This window comes from Klebsiella sp. PK01 (assembly GCF_057624675.1).
The window spans coordinates 320248-336595 of record NZ_JBYEZM010000005.1 but is presented as its reverse complement, the minus strand read 5'-3'; the positions used below and the strand labels follow the sequence as shown (position 1 = coordinate 336595).

General features: G+C 56.1%; 16 protein-coding genes and 1 riboswitch. Of the genes, 11 read left to right on the top strand and 5 right to left on the bottom strand.

The features are described from left to right. Together arnB and AC22LX_RS17850 are read right to left on the bottom strand one after the other, a co-directional pair. Entirely contained in the window at nucleotides 1-1140 is a 1140-nt protein-coding gene (arnB, locus tag AC22LX_RS17855) for a UDP-4-amino-4-deoxy-L-arabinose aminotransferase (protein ID WP_045397116.1), read from the bottom strand. Nucleotides 1141-1533: 393 nt separating this feature from the next. Next, nucleotides 1534-2040, bottom strand: coding sequence for a phenolic acid decarboxylase (locus AC22LX_RS17850; protein ID WP_026612202.1), 507 nt, complete (start codon nucleotides 2038-2040; stop codon nucleotides 1534-1536). A gap of 97 nt (nucleotides 2041-2137) precedes the next feature. Between AC22LX_RS17850 and AC22LX_RS17845 the strand changes: the two genes are divergently transcribed. From AC22LX_RS17845 to nikR, 7 genes are all read left to right on the top strand, one after another. Further along, entirely contained in the window at nucleotides 2138-2998 is an 861-nt protein-coding gene (locus AC22LX_RS17845) for a LysR family transcriptional regulator (RefSeq protein WP_049059225.1), read from the top strand. Nucleotides 2999-3115: 117 nt separating this feature from the next. Beyond that, nucleotides 3116-4684 (top strand): nickel ABC transporter substrate-binding protein, encoded by a 1569-nt coding sequence (gene nikA / locus AC22LX_RS17840; protein WP_063447379.1) that lies wholly within the window; start codon nucleotides 3116-3118, stop codon nucleotides 4682-4684. Further along, nucleotides 4684-5628, top strand: coding sequence for a nickel ABC transporter permease subunit NikB (nikB, locus tag AC22LX_RS17835; protein ID WP_045397197.1), 945 nt, complete (start codon nucleotides 4684-4686; stop codon nucleotides 5626-5628). The genes nikA and nikB overlap by 1 nt, the downstream gene beginning before the upstream one ends. Further along, on the top strand, nucleotides 5625-6458 hold the full coding sequence (gene nikC / locus AC22LX_RS17830; protein ID WP_487334124.1) for a nickel ABC transporter permease subunit NikC: 834 nt from the start codon (nucleotides 5625-5627) through the stop codon (nucleotides 6456-6458). The genes nikB and nikC overlap by 4 nt, the downstream gene beginning before the upstream one ends. Beyond that, nucleotides 6458-7222 carry a nickel import ATP-binding protein NikD gene (gene nikD, locus AC22LX_RS17825; RefSeq protein ID WP_487334123.1) on the top strand — a complete coding sequence of 255 codons (765 nt, stop codon included), beginning with the start codon at nucleotides 6458-6460 and terminating at the stop codon, nucleotides 7220-7222. Before nikC ends, nikD begins: the two co-directional genes overlap by 1 nt. Beyond that, complete coding sequence (gene nikE / locus AC22LX_RS17820) at nucleotides 7219-8010, top strand: nickel import ATP-binding protein NikE (RefSeq protein WP_487334122.1); 792 nt, start codon at nucleotides 7219-7221, stop codon at nucleotides 8008-8010. Before nikD ends, nikE begins: the two co-directional genes overlap by 4 nt. Further along, nucleotides 7998-8399 (top strand): nickel-responsive transcriptional regulator NikR, encoded by a 402-nt coding sequence (gene nikR / locus AC22LX_RS17815; protein ID WP_049059221.1) that lies wholly within the window; start codon nucleotides 7998-8000, stop codon nucleotides 8397-8399. Before nikE ends, nikR begins: the two co-directional genes overlap by 13 nt. A gap of 27 nt (nucleotides 8400-8426) precedes the next feature. Here the strand turns inward: nikR and AC22LX_RS17810 are convergent, their stop codons facing one another. After that, nucleotides 8427-8786 (bottom strand): type II toxin-antitoxin system HicB family antitoxin, encoded by a 360-nt coding sequence (locus AC22LX_RS17810; protein WP_015703740.1) that lies wholly within the window; start codon nucleotides 8784-8786, stop codon nucleotides 8427-8429. A gap of 168 nt (nucleotides 8787-8954) precedes the next feature. Beyond that, nucleotides 8955-9136, top strand: a riboswitch (M-box (ykoK) riboswitch). A gap of 56 nt (nucleotides 9137-9192) precedes the next feature. On the opposite strand from AC22LX_RS17810, the gene AC22LX_RS17805 reads away from it, so the two are divergent. Next, nucleotides 9193-10206, top strand: coding sequence for a magnesium transporter (locus AC22LX_RS17805; RefSeq protein WP_320482746.1), 1014 nt, complete (start codon nucleotides 9193-9195; stop codon nucleotides 10204-10206). A 39-nt stretch (nucleotides 10207-10245) separates the two neighbouring features. Here AC22LX_RS17805 and AC22LX_RS17800 read toward each other — a convergent pair whose 3' ends face one another. Then, a complete protein-coding gene (locus AC22LX_RS17800) occupies nucleotides 10246-11439 on the bottom strand; it encodes a BaiN/RdsA family NAD(P)/FAD-dependent oxidoreductase (RefSeq protein ID WP_047047843.1) in 1194 nt (397 codons plus the stop codon). A gap of 230 nt (nucleotides 11440-11669) precedes the next feature. Between AC22LX_RS17800 and pitA the strand changes: the two genes are divergently transcribed. Then, nucleotides 11670-13166, top strand: a complete 1497-nt coding sequence (gene pitA, locus AC22LX_RS17795; protein WP_045397146.1) for an inorganic phosphate transporter PitA — start codon at nucleotides 11670-11672, stop codon at nucleotides 13164-13166. 66 nt (nucleotides 13167-13232) lie between these two features. Here the strand turns inward: pitA and uspB are convergent, their stop codons facing one another. After that, on the bottom strand, nucleotides 13233-13568 hold the full coding sequence (gene uspB / locus AC22LX_RS17790) for a universal stress protein UspB (RefSeq protein WP_015703743.1): 336 nt from the start codon (nucleotides 13566-13568) through the stop codon (nucleotides 13233-13235). A 384-nt stretch (nucleotides 13569-13952) separates the two neighbouring features. On the opposite strand from uspB, the gene uspA reads away from it, so the two are divergent. Both uspA and dtpB read left to right on the top strand, forming a co-directional pair. Further along, entirely contained in the window at nucleotides 13953-14390 is a 438-nt protein-coding gene (uspA, locus tag AC22LX_RS17785) for a universal stress protein UspA (protein WP_004145166.1), read from the top strand. Between the two features lie 267 nt (nucleotides 14391-14657). Then, on the top strand, nucleotides 14658-16130 hold the full coding sequence (dtpB, locus tag AC22LX_RS17780) for a dipeptide/tripeptide permease DtpB (protein ID WP_045397149.1): 1473 nt from the start codon (nucleotides 14658-14660) through the stop codon (nucleotides 16128-16130). The last annotated feature ends 218 nt before the right edge of the window (nucleotides 16131-16348 follow it).

Sequence of the window (16348 nt, the reverse complement as noted above, 5' to 3'; positions counted from 1 at the left end):
TCAACGTCCTGACAACTGATGTAGCGCGGTAATGACGCGGGTGACATCGTCGTCGGTCATATCCGGGAACAGCGGGATGGAACAAATGCGCGCGCTGTTCCATTCGGTATTCGGTAACGAAACTTCAGGAAAACGCTCGCGGTAATACTTTTGCGTATGGGCCGCGCGGAAGTGCAGACCGGTGCCTATGCCCATGGCTTTGAGTTTTTCCATCAGGGCATCGCGGCTGATGCCGCAGGCCGCTTCATCAACGCGGATAATAAACAGGTGCCAGGCGTGCTGGTGATCCCATGCCGGAACGGTCAGCGGCTTAAACGGGGTATCAGCCAGCTCGCGCAGGTAGCGCTGGGCGATTGCAGCGCGACGTTGATTCGCCTGCGCCAGCTTATCCAACTGCACCAGCGCCAGCGCGGCGTTGATATCGGCCAGATTGTATTTGAAGCCGGGGGTAATCACTTCCGCCTGCGGCGCGCGGCCGTGGGTCTGGCGGTCGTAGGCGTCAACGCCCAGGCCGTGGAATTTGAGGCTGCGGATGCGGGAAGCCAGCTCGTCATCATCGGTGACGATAAGCCCCCCTTCGGCGCAGGTCATATTTTTGATCGCGTGGAACGAGAAAATCGCGGTGCCGCGCCAGCCGACGTGGCGGCCCTTATAGTGCGTTCCCGCGGCATGCGCGGCATCTTCGATAACCGGAATACCGTGGCGCTCGCCAACGGCGCGGATCGCATCGATATCCGCAGGCGCGCCCGCGTAGTGGACGGGAATAATCGCTTTCGTCCGCGAGGTGATCGCCGCTTCCACCGCCTCGGGGGTAATCATCAGATTGTCGTGATCGACATCGATCATCACCGGCGTAGCGCCCAGCAGACAGATCATATTCAGCGTCGACACCCAGGTTTGCGAAGGGGTGATCACTTCGTCGCCAGGGCCAATGCCCATCGCCATTAGCGTGACGTGCATACCGCCGGTAGCGGAGCTGACGGCGATGGCGTGGCGGTTGCCGGTCAGTTGGCAAAATGCCTCTTCCAGCGCCTGGTTTTTAGGACCGGTAGTAATCCATCCTGATTGCAAAACTTCACGCAGCGCAGCCAGCTCTGCGTCGCCCATCGACGGGCGCGAAAACGGCAGAAATTCGCTCATCTTTTTCCTGTTCTATTAATAACCCACTAAAAAAGGGGGCCGGTAGAAAGAAATATCCTGCGCCAGCGGACTTAAACAAAATGAAAATGAAGTCGGTTCACCGCCACATTTCATTCCAGGGTATTTCGACGGTTATAAATCTAGTCGCTGTTGCTTAGGATAATATTAAGAAATTAATATTTTTCGCGAGAATAGTAATATCTCATTTAGAATCAGATAGATAGTATTTTCTTATGACAGGAATCAGCAGCAAAAAGCCCCAGTTTCATAGAGAAAACTGGGGCTTAACGGGTAAAAGTAAACGAATCGTCAACCAGCCCGCAATAAATTTTTATTTACGTTTTAATCTATCGGTAAAAATTAGCGTTAGATCACAGAATTATTTCTGCTGTATTACAAATTTGCAGGAAAATCTGCGGGTAATTCATTAGCCGGGCAATTAATTACATCGTTATTATCCGCGCCGCAATCGCGAACAAAGGTGATAGTCGCGAATTCATCAATCACTTCGGTCGGATAGGCCGGGCCGGCGTCACGATAGGCGTTCATTAACGGAATATGATCGTTCTGGAAGCAGACGGTTTTTTCCGGGTTATTCATGATCCAGCGGGGGAAGAATATAGTGCCGTGGAACAGTTTGTCGCCCAGGTTGACGATCAGGCTGACGTCGGTACCGGTTGGTTCGGTCCAGGAAATTTTATAAATGCTTTCGCCTACCCGCACGATGTACGCATGCTGGTCTTTCACCCAACGGTTGGCAACGATGCCGCTGTGAATACGATAGTCCAGAGTGGTGCCATTTTTAACGTAAATTTCGTAGTTCCAGCCGTTGTCGTAGGTATAAACCAGATGTTTACCGATAAAGCCGCTGAGGTCATGTTTGTCGAAAGTGCTCATTATTTATTCTCCTCTGTTTCGTTGAGGTAAGAATACGGCTTTAAAAATTGAATGAATAACGCTATGTTTGGATGAAAATAATCTAATTTTTAGATGAATCATGCACAAGACCACGCTGGAACAATGGGCGCTATTGGAAAAAGTGATTGAGCTGGGCAGCTTTGCCAAAGCCGCGGAAGAGACCAACCGCAGCCAGTCTTCCGTGAGCTATAACCTGGCGCTGCTGCAGGAACGTTTAGGAGTGGCGCTGCTGGCGCCGTCCGGACGGCGAGCGGTGCTGACGCCCGCTGGCGAACTGCTGCTCAATCAGGTGAAACCGTTACTGAAGGCCTTTTCGTGGGTTGAGACCCACGCCGCGACGCTGCGCAACGGCGTACGCACCCGTCTGGATCTGGTCGTCGACAGCATTTTCCCCCGCCAGCGGCTGTTCGCCATTCTGCGTCAGTTTCAGCAACGCTACCCGCAAACTCAGGTTCGGCTGACCGAAGTGCTGGAAAACGTCGATGAGGCAAGCGCCGCCCGCAGCGAGGCCGACGTGATGGTCTTAACGCGTCGCCAGGATATTACCGGACGCGGCGAATGGCTGATGAATATCGACTTTATCGCGGTCGCCCATCGCGACCATCCGCTGTCGCAATCGGATGAATTGCTTGACGACAACGCGCTGGCCCCCTGGCCGCTGATCCGCATTGCCGACCGTAGCGGCGACGCCTCATCCACCCGCGATGCCTGGACCTTTTCTACTATTGATGCCGCTATAGATGCGGTGCTGTATCAGGTGGGATTCGGCTGGTTGCCGGAGGAGCGGATACGCGCACACCTGGAACAGGGCGTGCTGAAAGCGCTGCCGCTGAGCCATGGCGCCCGCCGCGCCACGCCGCTGCATTTGATAGTCAAGCGGGATCTGGCGCCGCTCGATGAACAGGTCACCACCCTGCTGGATTTGTTCAGACAATCGTAATCATATGCTACATATGATTTTGTTATGGTTTTCTCCCAACATATTGATCCAGGTTACTCCTTAAGTATGACAAATTATTAAAATCGTCATACTTTTCGTTCCTTCTGGATGTAAACCTTGTCTATTTTCCGCACCACCTTGCTGGCGCTCTGCGCCTGCATTCCTCTGCTCGCGCCCGCCGCCATGCATGAAATCGCCATCGCCTGGCCGGTTAACGTCGGTCCTCTCAATCCACATCTGTATACGCCGAACCAAATGTTCGCCCAAAGTATGGTGTATGAGCCGCTAGTCAAATATCAGGCTAATGGCCGGGTTACCCCCTGGCTGGCTACCCGTTGGATCCACTCAGCCGATGGTAAAATCTGGCGTTTCACCCTACGTGATGATGTCTACTTCTCCAACGGCGAACCTTTTAACGCCCAGGCCGCGGTGGCCAATTTTCAGGCGGTGCTGGCCAACCGCCAGCGGCACGCCTGGCTGGAGTTGACCAATCAGATAACGGACGTTCAAGCGCTCAGCGATAACGAACTACAAATCACCCTGAAAAGCGCCTACTACCCGTTCCTGCAGGAACTCGCCCTTCCCCGCCCGTTTCGTTTTATCGCCCCCTCGCAGTTTGTTGACGGTAGTACCCAGCGAGGCATCAAGGCGCCCATCGGCACCGGTCCGTGGATGCTGGCCAGCTCGCAGCTTAATCAGCAGGATGTACTGGTACGCAACCCGCGCTACTGGGGCAAAAAACCGGCGCTTGAGAAAGTCACCGTGAAAGTTATCCCTGATGCTACCAGCCGGGCGGTCGCCTTTGAAACCGGTGAAGTTGATCTGCTGTATGGTGATGAAGGGCTATTGCCGCTGGATACGTTCGCCCGTTTTCGCCAGCAGGACGCGTACCGCACGCGTCTTTCCGCCCCGACGCAAACCGTGATGCTGGCGCTCAATACGCTGCAAGCGCCAACGAATGAACTGGCGGTACGCGAGGCGCTTAACTATGCCGTCAATAAACAGGCGCTCATTGACGGCGTGCTGTACGGCACTCAGCAGGTCGCCGATACGCTTTTCGCGCCCTCGGTACCTTACGCGCCGGATAACCTGCTGGCGCGCCGCTTCAATCCGGATAAGGCCCGTACGCTACTGGAAAACGCCGGCTGGACGCTAACGCCCGGCAAGGATATTCGTGAAAAAGACGGGCGCCCGTTGCGACTTGAACTGGCTTTTATCGGCACCGATGCGCTGGCTAAGTCGATGGCGGAAATCATCCAGGCCGACCTGCGCCAGGTAGGTATCGATGTCGGGCTGGTCGGCGAAGAGGAGAGCAGTATCTATGCCCGCCAGCACGATGGCCGCTTCACGATGATCTTCAACCATACCTGGGGAGCGCCATTCGACCCGCACGCGTTTATGAGTTCGATGCGCGTCCCTTCGCACGCCGACTATCAGGCGCAGCGTGGCCTGCCGGATAAGGCAATGATTGATCAAGAGATAGGAGAGGTCCTGACCACCACCGACGAGAGCCGCCGTCGCGAACTGTATCGCGATATCCTCACCCGTCTGCACAACGAAGCGGTCTATCTGCCGATAAGCTACGTCTCGCTGATGTCCGTCGCCCGCAAAACGCTGGGCGAAGTGCCCTTCGCGCCGGTGACCACCGATCTGCCGTTAGAGCTGATTACGCCGGTGGCGCCATGATGCTGAAATATCTTCTTCGCCGCCTGCTCCCGCTGCCGTTGATGCTGCTTGCCGCCTCGGCGATCATCTTCCTGTTGTTACGTCTTGGCGCCGGCGACCCGGCGCTGGACTATCTGCGTCTCTCCAACGTGCCGCCCACCAGCGAAATGATTGCCGCTACCCGCGAGCAGCTCGGGCTCAATCAGCCGCTGGCGCGGCAGTATCTACACTGGCTGTGGCGCGCGCTACATCTCGATTTCGGCGTCTCCTACGCCAGCCAGCGCCCGGTGCTGGACGACCTGCTGCATTTTCTGCCGGCGACGCTGCAACTCACCGGCGCGGCGCTGGTGATTATTCTGCTGACCTCGCTGCCGCTGGGGATCTGGGCCGCGCGCCATCGCGACCGCTTACCCGATTTCGCCGTACGTTTGATTGCCTTTCTCGGCGTCTCAATGCCCAACTTCTGGCTGGCCTTTTTGCTGGTAATGTTCTTTTCCGTCCATCTGCGCTGGCTACCGGCGATGGGCTACGGCGGCTGGCGACATCTGCTGCTGCCGGCGTTTTCCATCGCCCTGATGTCGCTGGCGATCAATGCCCGTCTGCTGCGCGCCAGCATGCTGGAAGTGTCCAGCCAGCGCCACGTGGTCTGGGCGCGTCTGCGCGGGCTGAGCGAAGGTCAGATTGAGCGGCGGCACGTGCTGCGTAACGCGACCTTGCCGGTGGTGACGGCACTGGGTATGCACATCGGCGAGCTGATTGGCGGCACGATGATCATCGAAAATATCTTCGCCTGGCCCGGCGTCGGTCGCTATGCGGTTTCCGCGATTTTCAATCGCGACTACCCGGTGATCCAATGCTTTACCCTGATGATGGTGGCAGTGTTCGTGCTGGCCAATCTGGCGGTCGACCTGCTTAACGCCGCGCTCGATCCGCGCCTGCGCCGCCATGAGGAGGCCGCCGTATGACGCTGTTCGCGACCTTCCGCTGGCCGGTAAAACTGGCGCTACTCATTATTGCGCTGCTGGCGGCAATCGCCATGAGCAGCGGCTGGTGGCTGCCCTATGACCCGGCGGCCATCGATCTCCATCAACGTCTGCTCTCTCCAGGCGACGCCCACTGGCTCGGTACCGATCACCTCGGCCGGGATATTTTCTCGCGCCTGCTGGCCGCCACCCGCGTCTCGCTGGGCGCGGTGATGGCCTGCCTGCTGCTGGTGCTGCTGATAGGCCTTACGGTCGGCGGCAGCGCCGGGATGGTGGGCGGCCGCGTCGATCGCGGCCTGATGCGCCTGGCCGAGCTATTTATGACCTTCCCGACCTCAATACTTTCGTTCTTTATGGTCGGCGTACTCGGTACCGGTCTTAGCAACGTGATTATCGCCATTGCGCTGTCGCACTGGGCCTGGTACGCAAGGATGGTGCGTAACCTGGTGGTCTCTCTGCGCCAGCGCGAGTTTATTCTCGCCGCGCGCCTGAGCGGCGCGGGCCATTGGCCATTGTTCCGTGACCATCTGGCCGGTGCGGTGCTCCCTTCGCTGCTGGTGCTCGCCTCGCTGGATATCGGTCATATGATGCTCCACGTAGCCGGGATGTCGTTCCTCGGCCTCGGCGTCAGCGCGCCAACGGCGGAATGGGGGGTGATGATCAACGACGCCCGCCAGTACATCTGGACGCAGCCGCTGCAAATGGTCTGGCCCGGACTGGCGCTGTTTATCAGCGTGATGGCTTTTAATCTGGTGGGCGACGCGCTGCGCGATCGTCTCGATCCTCAGCTGATCGCGGAGCATAACCACTGATGCCGCAAAAGATCCAACTGGAACAACTTTCGCTCGTCGCCGACCGTCCGCTGGTCAGCGACGTTTCCCTTACCCTGCGCCGCGGTCAGGTGCTGGCGCTGCTCGGCAGTAGCGGCAGCGGTAAATCGCTGACCTGCGCCGCCACGCTCGGTATTTTACCGCCTGGCGTCAGGCAAACCGCGGGCCGGGTGCTGCTCGACGGTATCCCGGTGTATGGCGAACAGCTGCGCGGCGCGACCATCGCCACCATTATGCAAAATCCGCGCAGCGCCTTTAATCCGCTGCACACCATGGCGGCGCATGCGCGGGAGACCTGTCGGGCGACAGGTTACGAAGTCAATAACGCCGCCCTGCTGGCAACGATGGAAGAAGTGGGACTGGAAAATCCGCTCTCGCTACTTAAGCGTTATCCCTTCGAGATGAGCGGCGGCATGCTGCAGCGGATGATGGTGGCCCTGGCCCTGCTCAGCCGCGCGCCGTTTATTATCGCCGACGAGCCGACCACCGACCTTGATGCCGTCGCCCAGGCGCGCATTCTCGACCTGCTGGCGGATATCGTCGCCAACCGCGGACAGGGGCTGCTGCTGGTGACCCATGATATGGGCGTTGTCGCCCGTCTGGCGCATGACGTGGCGGTGATGGAAAACGGTCGTCTTGTTGAACGCTGCGACGTTAACACGCTATTTAGCGCCCCGCAGCACTCGCTCAGCCAGCGCCTGCTGGCCGCCCATCTGGCGCTGTATGGCCTGGAGAAAACACCATGAATTTACTCAGCGTAAACGCAGTGAGCCACGATTACCCCCATCATGGCCCGGTATTGCGCGATATCCAGTTCGACATCGCCCCCGGTGAAACGATGGCGCTGCTCGGGCGCAGCGGCTGCGGCAAAAGTACCCTGGCGCGGATGCTGGTCGGTCTCGAAACGCCGCGGTATGGCGAGGTAGCCTGGCGCGGCGCGTCGCTGACCTCCCTGAAGGGGGAGGCGATCGGCGCCTTTCGCCGCGATATTCAGCTGGTGTTTCAGGATGCCATTAGCGCGGTGAATCCGCGCAAAACGGTGCGCGAGATTATCAACGAGCCGCTGCGGCACCTGTTTAGTTTATCGCGCGATGAGCGTACGCAGCGGGTGGAGGAGATGCTGCTGGCGGTTGACCTCGCCCCGGCGCTGCTCGACAAGCGTCCGGCGCAGCTCAGCGGCGGACAGCTGCAGCGCGTGTGCCTGGCGCGGGCGCTGGTGGTCCGGCCGCAGCTATTAATTCTCGACGAAGCGGTATCGAATCTCGATCTGATGCTTCAGGCGGAAATTATCGCCCTGCTCAAACGCCTGCAGGCGCAGTTCGCCACCGCCTGCCTGTTTATCACCCACGACCTGCGGCTGGTGGAGCGTTTTTGCCAGCGGGTGCTGGTGATGGAGAGCGGACGTATCGTCGAAACGGCAACGGTTAGTCTGCCGCTGCGCCTTACATCCGCTGCCGGACAGGCGCTACAGCGCGCGGTGCTCCCGCCCTTTCCCCACACTCTGCTTAACGAGGCCATGCCATGCAGCGCGTAACCCTGACTCTGGATGATGACCTGCTGGCCGCGCTCGACGCGCACAGCGCCCACCGCGGCTATCACAACCGCTCGGAAGCGGTGCGCGATATTCTGCGTGACGCGCTCCACCACAATCCGCTACAGCAGGCGGCGCAGCGCGGCTATGCGGTCCTGTCGTACGTGTATGAGCATGAAAAACGCGAACTGGCGAGCCGGCTGGTCGCCTCCTCGCATCAGCATCACGATCTCTCGGTCGCCACGTTACATGTCCACATCAATCATGATGACTGTCTGGAGATCGCGGTGCTAAAAGGCAACATGGACGAAGTACAGCATTTTGCCGACGAGGTTATTGCCCAGCGCGGCGTGCGGCATGGGCATTTGCAGTGTTTAGCGGATGATAATTAAAACGATGGCAATTTGATGCAGACTGTTTTAAGCCTGTTTGAGACGTTCATTGAGCGTCTCAAGGATCCAGGTATTTACGGAAACCTGCTCCTCTGCAGCGGCGGAGCTAAGACGCTCACCAAATGATTCAGGATAGCGCAATGTGAAGGTTTTCAGCTTTTCCGGCTGAGCGTAAGGCTCGATGCCCGCTTCACGACAATCAGCAAGATATTCCTGTAATGATATCTCGCCCTCCTGTTGTAACCCTTGAATGCTATCGGAAACAAAATCGCAATATCCTGATAATCCCAGGAACTTACCGCGGAATGCATTGAGTTCAGGCACGTAGTTGATAACAGCAGGCTGCCCGGCAATCTCCATTGAATTTGGCGTTTTAGGTTTGATCATGGTTTTACCCCTCCTTGCCGCATGAGTTCACCTACTGAAATCATTTTTCTGATAGCACAATGTGAAGTCAACTTCTTACCAGGCAAACTTTGTTTATCAACAGTTGATAAACCACATAAACTATACGCTATGTGAATTATCCCTGTTCGCCAATAATGGCGCCTCACTTAACGATCTCGTTATGGCGAGGCTCCTGCATAAATACAAGTTACCGCCCTGTTGGTATCGAGAGAGACCACTCAGGGAAATACAGGCTTCCATCGAATCAAGGTGTTGCCAAGGTAACTTCTGGCGGTCATAACCGTTCAGATACGTTATGCAGTGCTAAAACCAGGACGTAGGGATCTGCCTGCGCTAACCCTGTCTTGTTCGCCCCTATGAGTGATTTTTTATAGGGATTTTAATCATGTCTTCCATTCAACTCTGCGCCGCGCATCAGGCGACCTCTGGCTTCGACGGCGATGCGATCGCCCAGTACATGCGTACCGATTTTATTACGTTGCAGGAACATTTCAGCGTCCATGAGGCGCGTGAACACTTTATCTCGCAGCTCGCCAGCGACGATATCCCCGGCCAGGTATTTGTCGTCGCCGGTAACAAGTTGCGCGGCAGCTTATCAGTCAAAAAACTATTGCAGGAGGTAGAGGTAGGCCAGTCTATTCGCTACCTGATGGACAGCTGTCTGTTCCGCGTTAAACCCGACGATGAGCGCCCTCAGGTCATTGCCGAACTCACCGAGCGCGGCCTCGATCTGGTGCCGGTTGTCGATAAAGGGGAGCTGGTCGGCTGCCTGATGGAAAAAGAAATTGCCCATCTGCTGGAGGATGACGTCACCGAAGACGCCCAGCTGCAAGGGGCGACGCTACCGCTGGAAAAACCGTATCTGGAAATCAGTCCATGGACGCTGTGGAAGAAACGCTCGGTCTGGCTGCTACTGTTATTTGTTGCCGAAGCCTACACCAGCAGCGTGCTGCAGCATTTTGAAGAGGCGCTGGAATCTGCCATCGCGCTGGCCTTCTTCATCCCGTTACTGATCGGCACCGGCGGCAACAGCGGAACTCAGATAACCTCAACGCTGGTGCGTTCGATGGCGTTGGGTGAAGTCCGCTTACGTGACATGGGACGGGTTATCCGCAAAGAGGTGTCGACCTCGTTTCTGATTGCCCTGACCCTGGGTCTGGCGGGCTGCCTGCGCGCCTGGATGATGGGGATTGGCATGGAAATCACGCTGATCGTCAGCCTGACGCTGGTCTGCATTACTCTGTGGAGCGCGGTGGTGTCTTCGGTTATTCCGATGTTGCTTAAGCGGGTCGGTATCGACCCGGCGGTGGTTTCCGCGCCGTTTATCGCCACGCTGATTGATGGCACCGGGCTGATTATCTATTTCAAAATCGCCCAGTATTTTCTTGGGCTGAACTGATCGAAACAGCCCGGGCGCCAGGGTGCCCGGGCTCTCGGATTAAATTTCCGCCAATGCCTGCGCGCAGGCCCAGGCGCTTGACCACGCCCACTGGAAGTTATAGCCGCCGAGCCAACCGGTGACGTCCATCACTTCACCGATAAAGTAAAGCCCCGGCGCTTTGCGCGCCTCCATGGTGCGTGACGAAAGCTCATTGGTATCCACGCCGCCGAGCGTCACTTCCGCAGTACGATAACCTTCAGTGCCGTTCGGCTGCACGCGCCACGCGGTTAGCGTCTCCACCAGCGCCTGCTGATCGCGAACGTTCAACTGCTTGAGCGTCACGTCCGGAATTTGCCCAAGCTGCTGTAAACATTCGACCAGCCGCTTCGGCAACTGCATCGCGAGGGTATTTTTCAGGCTTTGGTTCGGATGAGCGCCTCGCTGCTCGTTGAGGAACGCCTCAAGATCGCAGTCCGGCAGCAGGTTGACGGTGACAAACTCGCCGGGCTGCCAGTAGCTGGAAATCTGCAGCACCGCCGGGCCGGAAAGGCCGCGATGGGTAAACAGCAAATTTTCGCGGAACAGCGTACCGTTCTCGGCGGTAATGGTAGCAGGAACCGAAACGCCGGAAAGCACCTGCAGCTGTTCAAGCAGCGGTTTATGCAGGGTAAACGGCACCAGCCCGGCGCGGGTCGGCAATACCTTCAGGCCAAACTGCTCGGCTACCTTGTAGCCAAACGGCGACGCGCCGAGCCCCGGCATCGACAGGCCGCCGGAGGCGATTACCAGCTTCTTCGCCGCCAGCGTTTCACCGTTAACCTGTAGCCGGTAGCCTTGTTCATCGCGCTCGACGCTAAGAATTTCGCTGCGCAGACGGATCTGTACGCCGCCCTTTTCACATTCCGACAGCAGCAGATTGACGATTTGCTCCGCTGAATCATCACAAAACAGCTGGCCCAGCGTTTTCTCATGCCAGGCAATGCCATATTTACCGACCAGTTCTATAAAATCCCACTGGGTGTAGCGCGCCAGCGCAGATTTGCAAAAATGCGGGTTTTGGCTGAGATATGCCGCGGGTTCGACATACATGTTGGTAAAGTTGCAGCGTCCGCCGCCGGACATCAGGATTTTGCGCCCCGGCTTTTTGCCATTATCGAGCAGCAGCACCCGGCAACCCAACTGCCCCGCCTGCGCCGCACAAAACATTCCCGCCGCACCGGCGCCGATCACAATGGCATCAAACCTTTCCACTCAACTTTCCTCATTCCCGAATTGTCGGGAATTGTAAATATTTCACTCTGGTCACACCAGCACGAAAAAAACAACATTCAGTTACGTCTTTGAAAGATATAGGATTACTCCCAACCGGGTAAAACCCAAACAGGAAGAAAATCAAAAAAAGTCTATATTTCACTTTGCCCGCGCCGCTAAAGTCACTGATAATGCGCCGCGTTCATGTCCTCAAAATGGCGTAACGTCCTATGCTACATTTATTTGCCGGTCTGGATTTACATACCGGACTATTATTATTGCTTGCTTTAGCTTTTGTACTGTTTTACGAAGCGATTAACGGTTTTCATGATACCGCAAACGCTGTTGCAACGGTGATCTACACTCGCGCAATGCGGTCGCAGCTTGCTGTTGCGATGGCGGCACTCTTCAACTTTTTCGGCGTTCTGCTGGGCGGTCTCAGCGTAGCCTATGCCATCGTGCATATGCTGCCAACGGACCTGCTGCTTAACATGGGTTCCGCACATGGCCTCGCCATGGTGTTCTCTATGCTGCTGGCGGCCATCATCTGGAACCTCGGAACCTGGTATTTCGGCCTCCCGGCCTCCAGTTCTCACACCCTGATTGGCGCCATCATCGGTATTGGTTTAACCAATGCGCTGATGACCGGTACTTCAGTGGTTGATGCGCTGAATATCCCGAAAGTCATCGGCATTTTTGCCTCGCTTATCGTCTCGCCGATCGTTGGCCTGGTGGTAGCGGGCGGCCTGATTTTCATTCTGCGTCGTTACTGGAGCGGTACCAAAAAACGTGCTCGTATCCACCTGACCCCAGCGGAACGCGAAAAGAAAGACGGTAAGAAAAAACCGCCGTTCTGGACCCGTATCGCGCTGATCCTGTCCGCTATTGGCGTGTCGTTCTCGCACGGCGCCAACGATGGGCAGAAAGGCATTGGTCTGGTCATGCTGGTACTGATTGGCGTCGCGCCGGCGGGCTTCGTGGTCAACATGAACGCGTCAGGTTACGAAATCACTCGTACCCGCGATGCGGTCAACAACGTGGAAACCTTCTTCCAACAGCGTCCTGAGCTGCTGAAGAAAGCCACCGGCGTTGATCAACTGGTTCCGTCGCCGGAGACCAACACCGCGGCCAACGGCGAGTTCCACTGCCATCCGGCGAACACCATCAATGCGCTTGACCGCGTGAAGACAATGCTCACCGGAACGGAAAGCTACGATTCGCTGTCAGTGGATCAGCGCGGCCAGCTGCGTCGTATTATGCTCTGCATCTCCGACACCACCGACAAAGTGGCCAAACTGCCGGATGTGAGCTCTGACGACCAGCGCCTGCTGAAGAAACTGAAAACCGATATGCTGAGCACCATCGAGTATGCGCCAATCTGGATCATTATGGCGGTCGCGCTGGCGCTGGGTATTGGTACCATGATCGGCTGGCGCCGCGTGGCGACCACTATCGGCGAGAAGATTGGTAAGAAGGGTATGACCTACGCGCAAGGTATGTCCGCACAGATGACCGCTGCGGTGTCTATCGGCCTTGCAAGCTACACCGGGATGCCTGTTTCTACCACCCACGTGCTCTCCTCCTCGGTTGCGGGGACGATGCTCGTTGATGGCGGCGGCCTGCAGAAGAAAACCGTCACCAGCATCCTGATGGCATGGGTTCTCACCCTGCCGGCAGCGATTTTGCTGTCAGGCGTGCTGTACTGGCTGGCTCTGAAGCTTATCTAAGCAGTAGTCATGCGAAAAATGGGTCAGGAAACTGGCCCATTTTTTTTGCCGTCTATTCAGCGCAGCTCAATGCCAGATAAGCAGCGCAATCATACTCACCAGCACCAGACCACATAGCGCGCTGGTCAGGATGAACTGCCGGCGAACACGCTCACAGCGACGAATAAACTCGTCATCATGATGATCGCGATATCGTTGGGCATAGATATACCAAACCAGCCGCATTTGTTTACTGGGCTGCCCATGCGAGGTGAAAAAACCTCCGCCATCAACATATTGATAGAGCAAGGGATCGCAACCACGTAGCACAACCAATAATGCACGCAACGATGAGAAGTAGCGTGCCATATTCACCACACAAACGATACACAGGGCCCAAAACAGCGCAACAGTGCTGATCATACTTCCTCCCCGGCGACCCATCCACGGAGATCCCTCCGGGACTACCGCTCCCCAATATCATCCAACCCACCGTACAGTAAAAGAGTGCGATACCGGTCACGTTTATTTATCCAACCGGCTCATTAAATAGTGTAGGAGATCAGTTAATTTTTTTACCACAAGGTTAATCGTTATCAATACGTAAGACGGAATAATTTGTTTAACTAACGGTGAACCAGGTGCATTGACGGAGTGCGAGGGGCGCTATATTGTAGAAATTATCTTCTACAATTAAGTCCTTAAAGGCTTAGCCCCCCGCGAATCTAGCTTGCAGGACGCGGGCGAATCGGCAGCACAGGCTGTCTGGTCCAACGGTCATCGACAACTTATGGAAGGAGTAACACTATGGCTTACAAACACATTCTTATTGCAGTAGACCTATCACCGGAAAGCAAAGTGCTGGTAGAGAAAGCGGTTTCTATGGCGCGCCCCTACAATGCGAAAGTTTCCCTGATTCACGTGGATGTGAATTACTCCGACCTCTACACCGGTCTTATCGATGTCAATCTGGGCGACATGCAGAAACGCATCTCTGAAGAGACGCACCACGCGCTGACCGAGCTTTCCACTAACGCCGGCTACCCGATTACCGAAACCCTGAGCGGCAGCGGCGATCTTGGCCAGGTGCTGGTCGACGCGATCAAAAAATACGATATGGACCTGGTGGTCTGCGGTCACCATCAGGACTTCTGGAGCAAGCTGATGTCCTCCGCGCGTCAGCTGATCAACACCGTTCACGTTGATATGCTGATCGTACCGTTGCGCGACGAAGAAGACGAATAATCCGCTTCTCCTCGCCAGCCAACGCCCGCACCTGCGGGCGTTTTTGTTTTTATGCTGTATCCCGCCTGAAGCGCACCGACCACATCAGGATATCAATCCAGATAATTAATATCGGTTAGTGTGATCAACCATTTATCAGAAATAATATCTATATAATAATCTATACATTCAGCCAATGACCGCATCATGATGGGTCATCAGACTTTTTCGGCGCGTTTTGGCAGACGCGTTCATACTTTTTGGGATAGCACTAAAAGGCGAAGGAATATGAAAACAACTGCACCTACGGGCTTGCTGCAGCAACCCCGTCCGTTCTTCATGATCTTTTTTGTAGAGTTATGGGAGCGTTTTGGCTATTACGGCGTCCAGGGCATCCTGGCGGTGTTCTTTGTTAAACAGCTTGGTTTCTCTCAGGAACAGGCATTTATCACCTTTGGCGCCTTCGCGGCGCTGGTCTACGGCCTCATTTCCATTGGCGGCTATGTCGGTGACCATCTGCTGGGAACCAAACGCACGCTGGTGCTCGGCGCCGTCGTGCTGGCTATCGGCTACTTTATGACCGGCCTGTCGCTGCTCAAACCCGATCTTATCTTTATCGCGCTTGGCACGATCGCCGTCGGCAACGGTCTGTTTAAAGCCAATCCCGCGAGCCTACTGTCAAAATGCTATCCGCCTAAAGATGCCCGTCTCGACGGCGCCTTCACCCTGTTTTATATGTCGATTAACATCGGTTCGCTGCTGTCGCTGTCGCTGGCGCCGGTTATTGCCGATAAGTTTGGCTACGCGGTAACCTACAACCTGTGCGGCGCCGGGCTTATCGTCGCGTTGCTGGTCTACTTCGCCTGCCGCGGAATGGTGAAAGATATCGGTTCCACCCCGGATCACCAGCCGCTGAGTTTCCGTAATCTGCTGTACGTGCTGGTCGGCACCGTGGTGATGATTTTCCTCTGCGCCTGGCTGATGCATAACGTTAAAATCGCCAACCTGGTGCTGATTGTGCTGTCCATCGTGGTGACGATTTTCTTCTTCCGCGAAGCTTTTCGCCTCGATAAAACCGGCCGCAACAAGATGTTCGTCGCCTTCATCCTGATGCTCGAAGCGGTGGTGTTTTATATCCTGTACGCCCAGATGCCGACCTCGCTCAACTTCTTCGCCATCAATAACGTGCATCACGACATTCTCGGCATGACGATTAACCCGGTGAGTTTCCAGGCGTTGAATCCGTTCTGGGTGGTGGTCGCCAGCCCGGTACTGGCGGCTATCTACACCCGTCTTGGCAACAAAGGCAAAGACCTGACCATGCCGATGAAATTCACTCTCGGCATGTTCCTGTGCGCGCTGGGCTTTCTGACCGCCGCGGCGGCCGGGATGTGGTTTGCCGACCCGCAGGGACTGACCTCGCCGTGGTTTATCGTGCTGGTTTATCTGTTCCAGAGTCTCGGCGAACTGCTGATTAGCGCCCTGGGACTGGCGATGGTTGCCGCGCTGGTGCCGCAGCGGCTGATGGGCTTTATTCTGGGGATGTGGTTCCTGACTCAGGCCGCCGCGTTCCTGATGGGCGGCTATGTCGCTACCTTCACCGCGGTACCGGAAAATATAACCGACCCCCTGCAGACGCTACCGATCTACACCAACGTGTTCAGTAAAATTGGCCTCGTGACCCTGGCGGTGACGGTGGTGATGGCCTTTATGGTGCCGTGGCTGAACCGGATGATAAATACCCCAGCCAGCGCCGAGTAACCCGTTAGCCGCCCCGGCGACAACCGCCGGGGCGAGAATAAAAGGCGGCAACGGCCGCCATTATTTTAATCTAGAGAACAAATGAAAAGCTGGCTTTAATATATATTTATAATATGTCTGTAGTAGAGCAAGCATAATTCTCAGTTTTCTCCCCACCACACTTTTTCCCCGCCTTATTATGCTAGAGTACATTACAGCGCGTCAGGCCTCACCTCATA

Coding starts and splice junctions, on each gene's coding strand:
- arnB (WP_045397116.1), bottom strand. CDS start 1,140: ATGAGCGAATTTCTGCCGTTTTCGCGCCCGTCGATGGGCGACGCAGAG.
- AC22LX_RS17845 (WP_049059225.1), top strand. CDS start 2,138: ATGCACAAGACCACGCTGGAACAATGGGCGCTATTGGAAAAAGTGATT.
- nikB (WP_045397197.1), top strand. CDS start 4,684: ATGCTGAAATATCTTCTTCGCCGCCTGCTCCCGCTGCCGTTGATGCTG.
- nikC (WP_487334124.1), top strand. CDS start 5,625: ATGACGCTGTTCGCGACCTTCCGCTGGCCGGTAAAACTGGCGCTACTC.
- nikD (WP_487334123.1), top strand. CDS start 6,458: ATGCCGCAAAAGATCCAACTGGAACAACTTTCGCTCGTCGCCGACCGT.
- nikE (WP_487334122.1), top strand. CDS start 7,219: ATGAATTTACTCAGCGTAAACGCAGTGAGCCACGATTACCCCCATCAT.
- nikR (WP_049059221.1), top strand. CDS start 7,998: ATGCAGCGCGTAACCCTGACTCTGGATGATGACCTGCTGGCCGCGCTC.
- AC22LX_RS17810 (WP_015703740.1), bottom strand. CDS start 8,786: ATGATCAAACCTAAAACGCCAAATTCAATGGAGATTGCCGGGCAGCCT.
- AC22LX_RS17805 (WP_320482746.1), top strand. CDS start 9,193: ATGTCTTCCATTCAACTCTGCGCCGCGCATCAGGCGACCTCTGGCTTC.
- pitA (WP_045397146.1), top strand. CDS start 11,670: ATGCTACATTTATTTGCCGGTCTGGATTTACATACCGGACTATTATTA.
- uspB (WP_015703743.1), bottom strand. CDS start 13,568: ATGATCAGCACTGTTGCGCTGTTTTGGGCCCTGTGTATCGTTTGTGTG.
- uspA (WP_004145166.1), top strand. CDS start 13,953: ATGGCTTACAAACACATTCTTATTGCAGTAGACCTATCACCGGAAAGC.
- dtpB (WP_045397149.1), top strand. CDS start 14,658: ATGAAAACAACTGCACCTACGGGCTTGCTGCAGCAACCCCGTCCGTTC.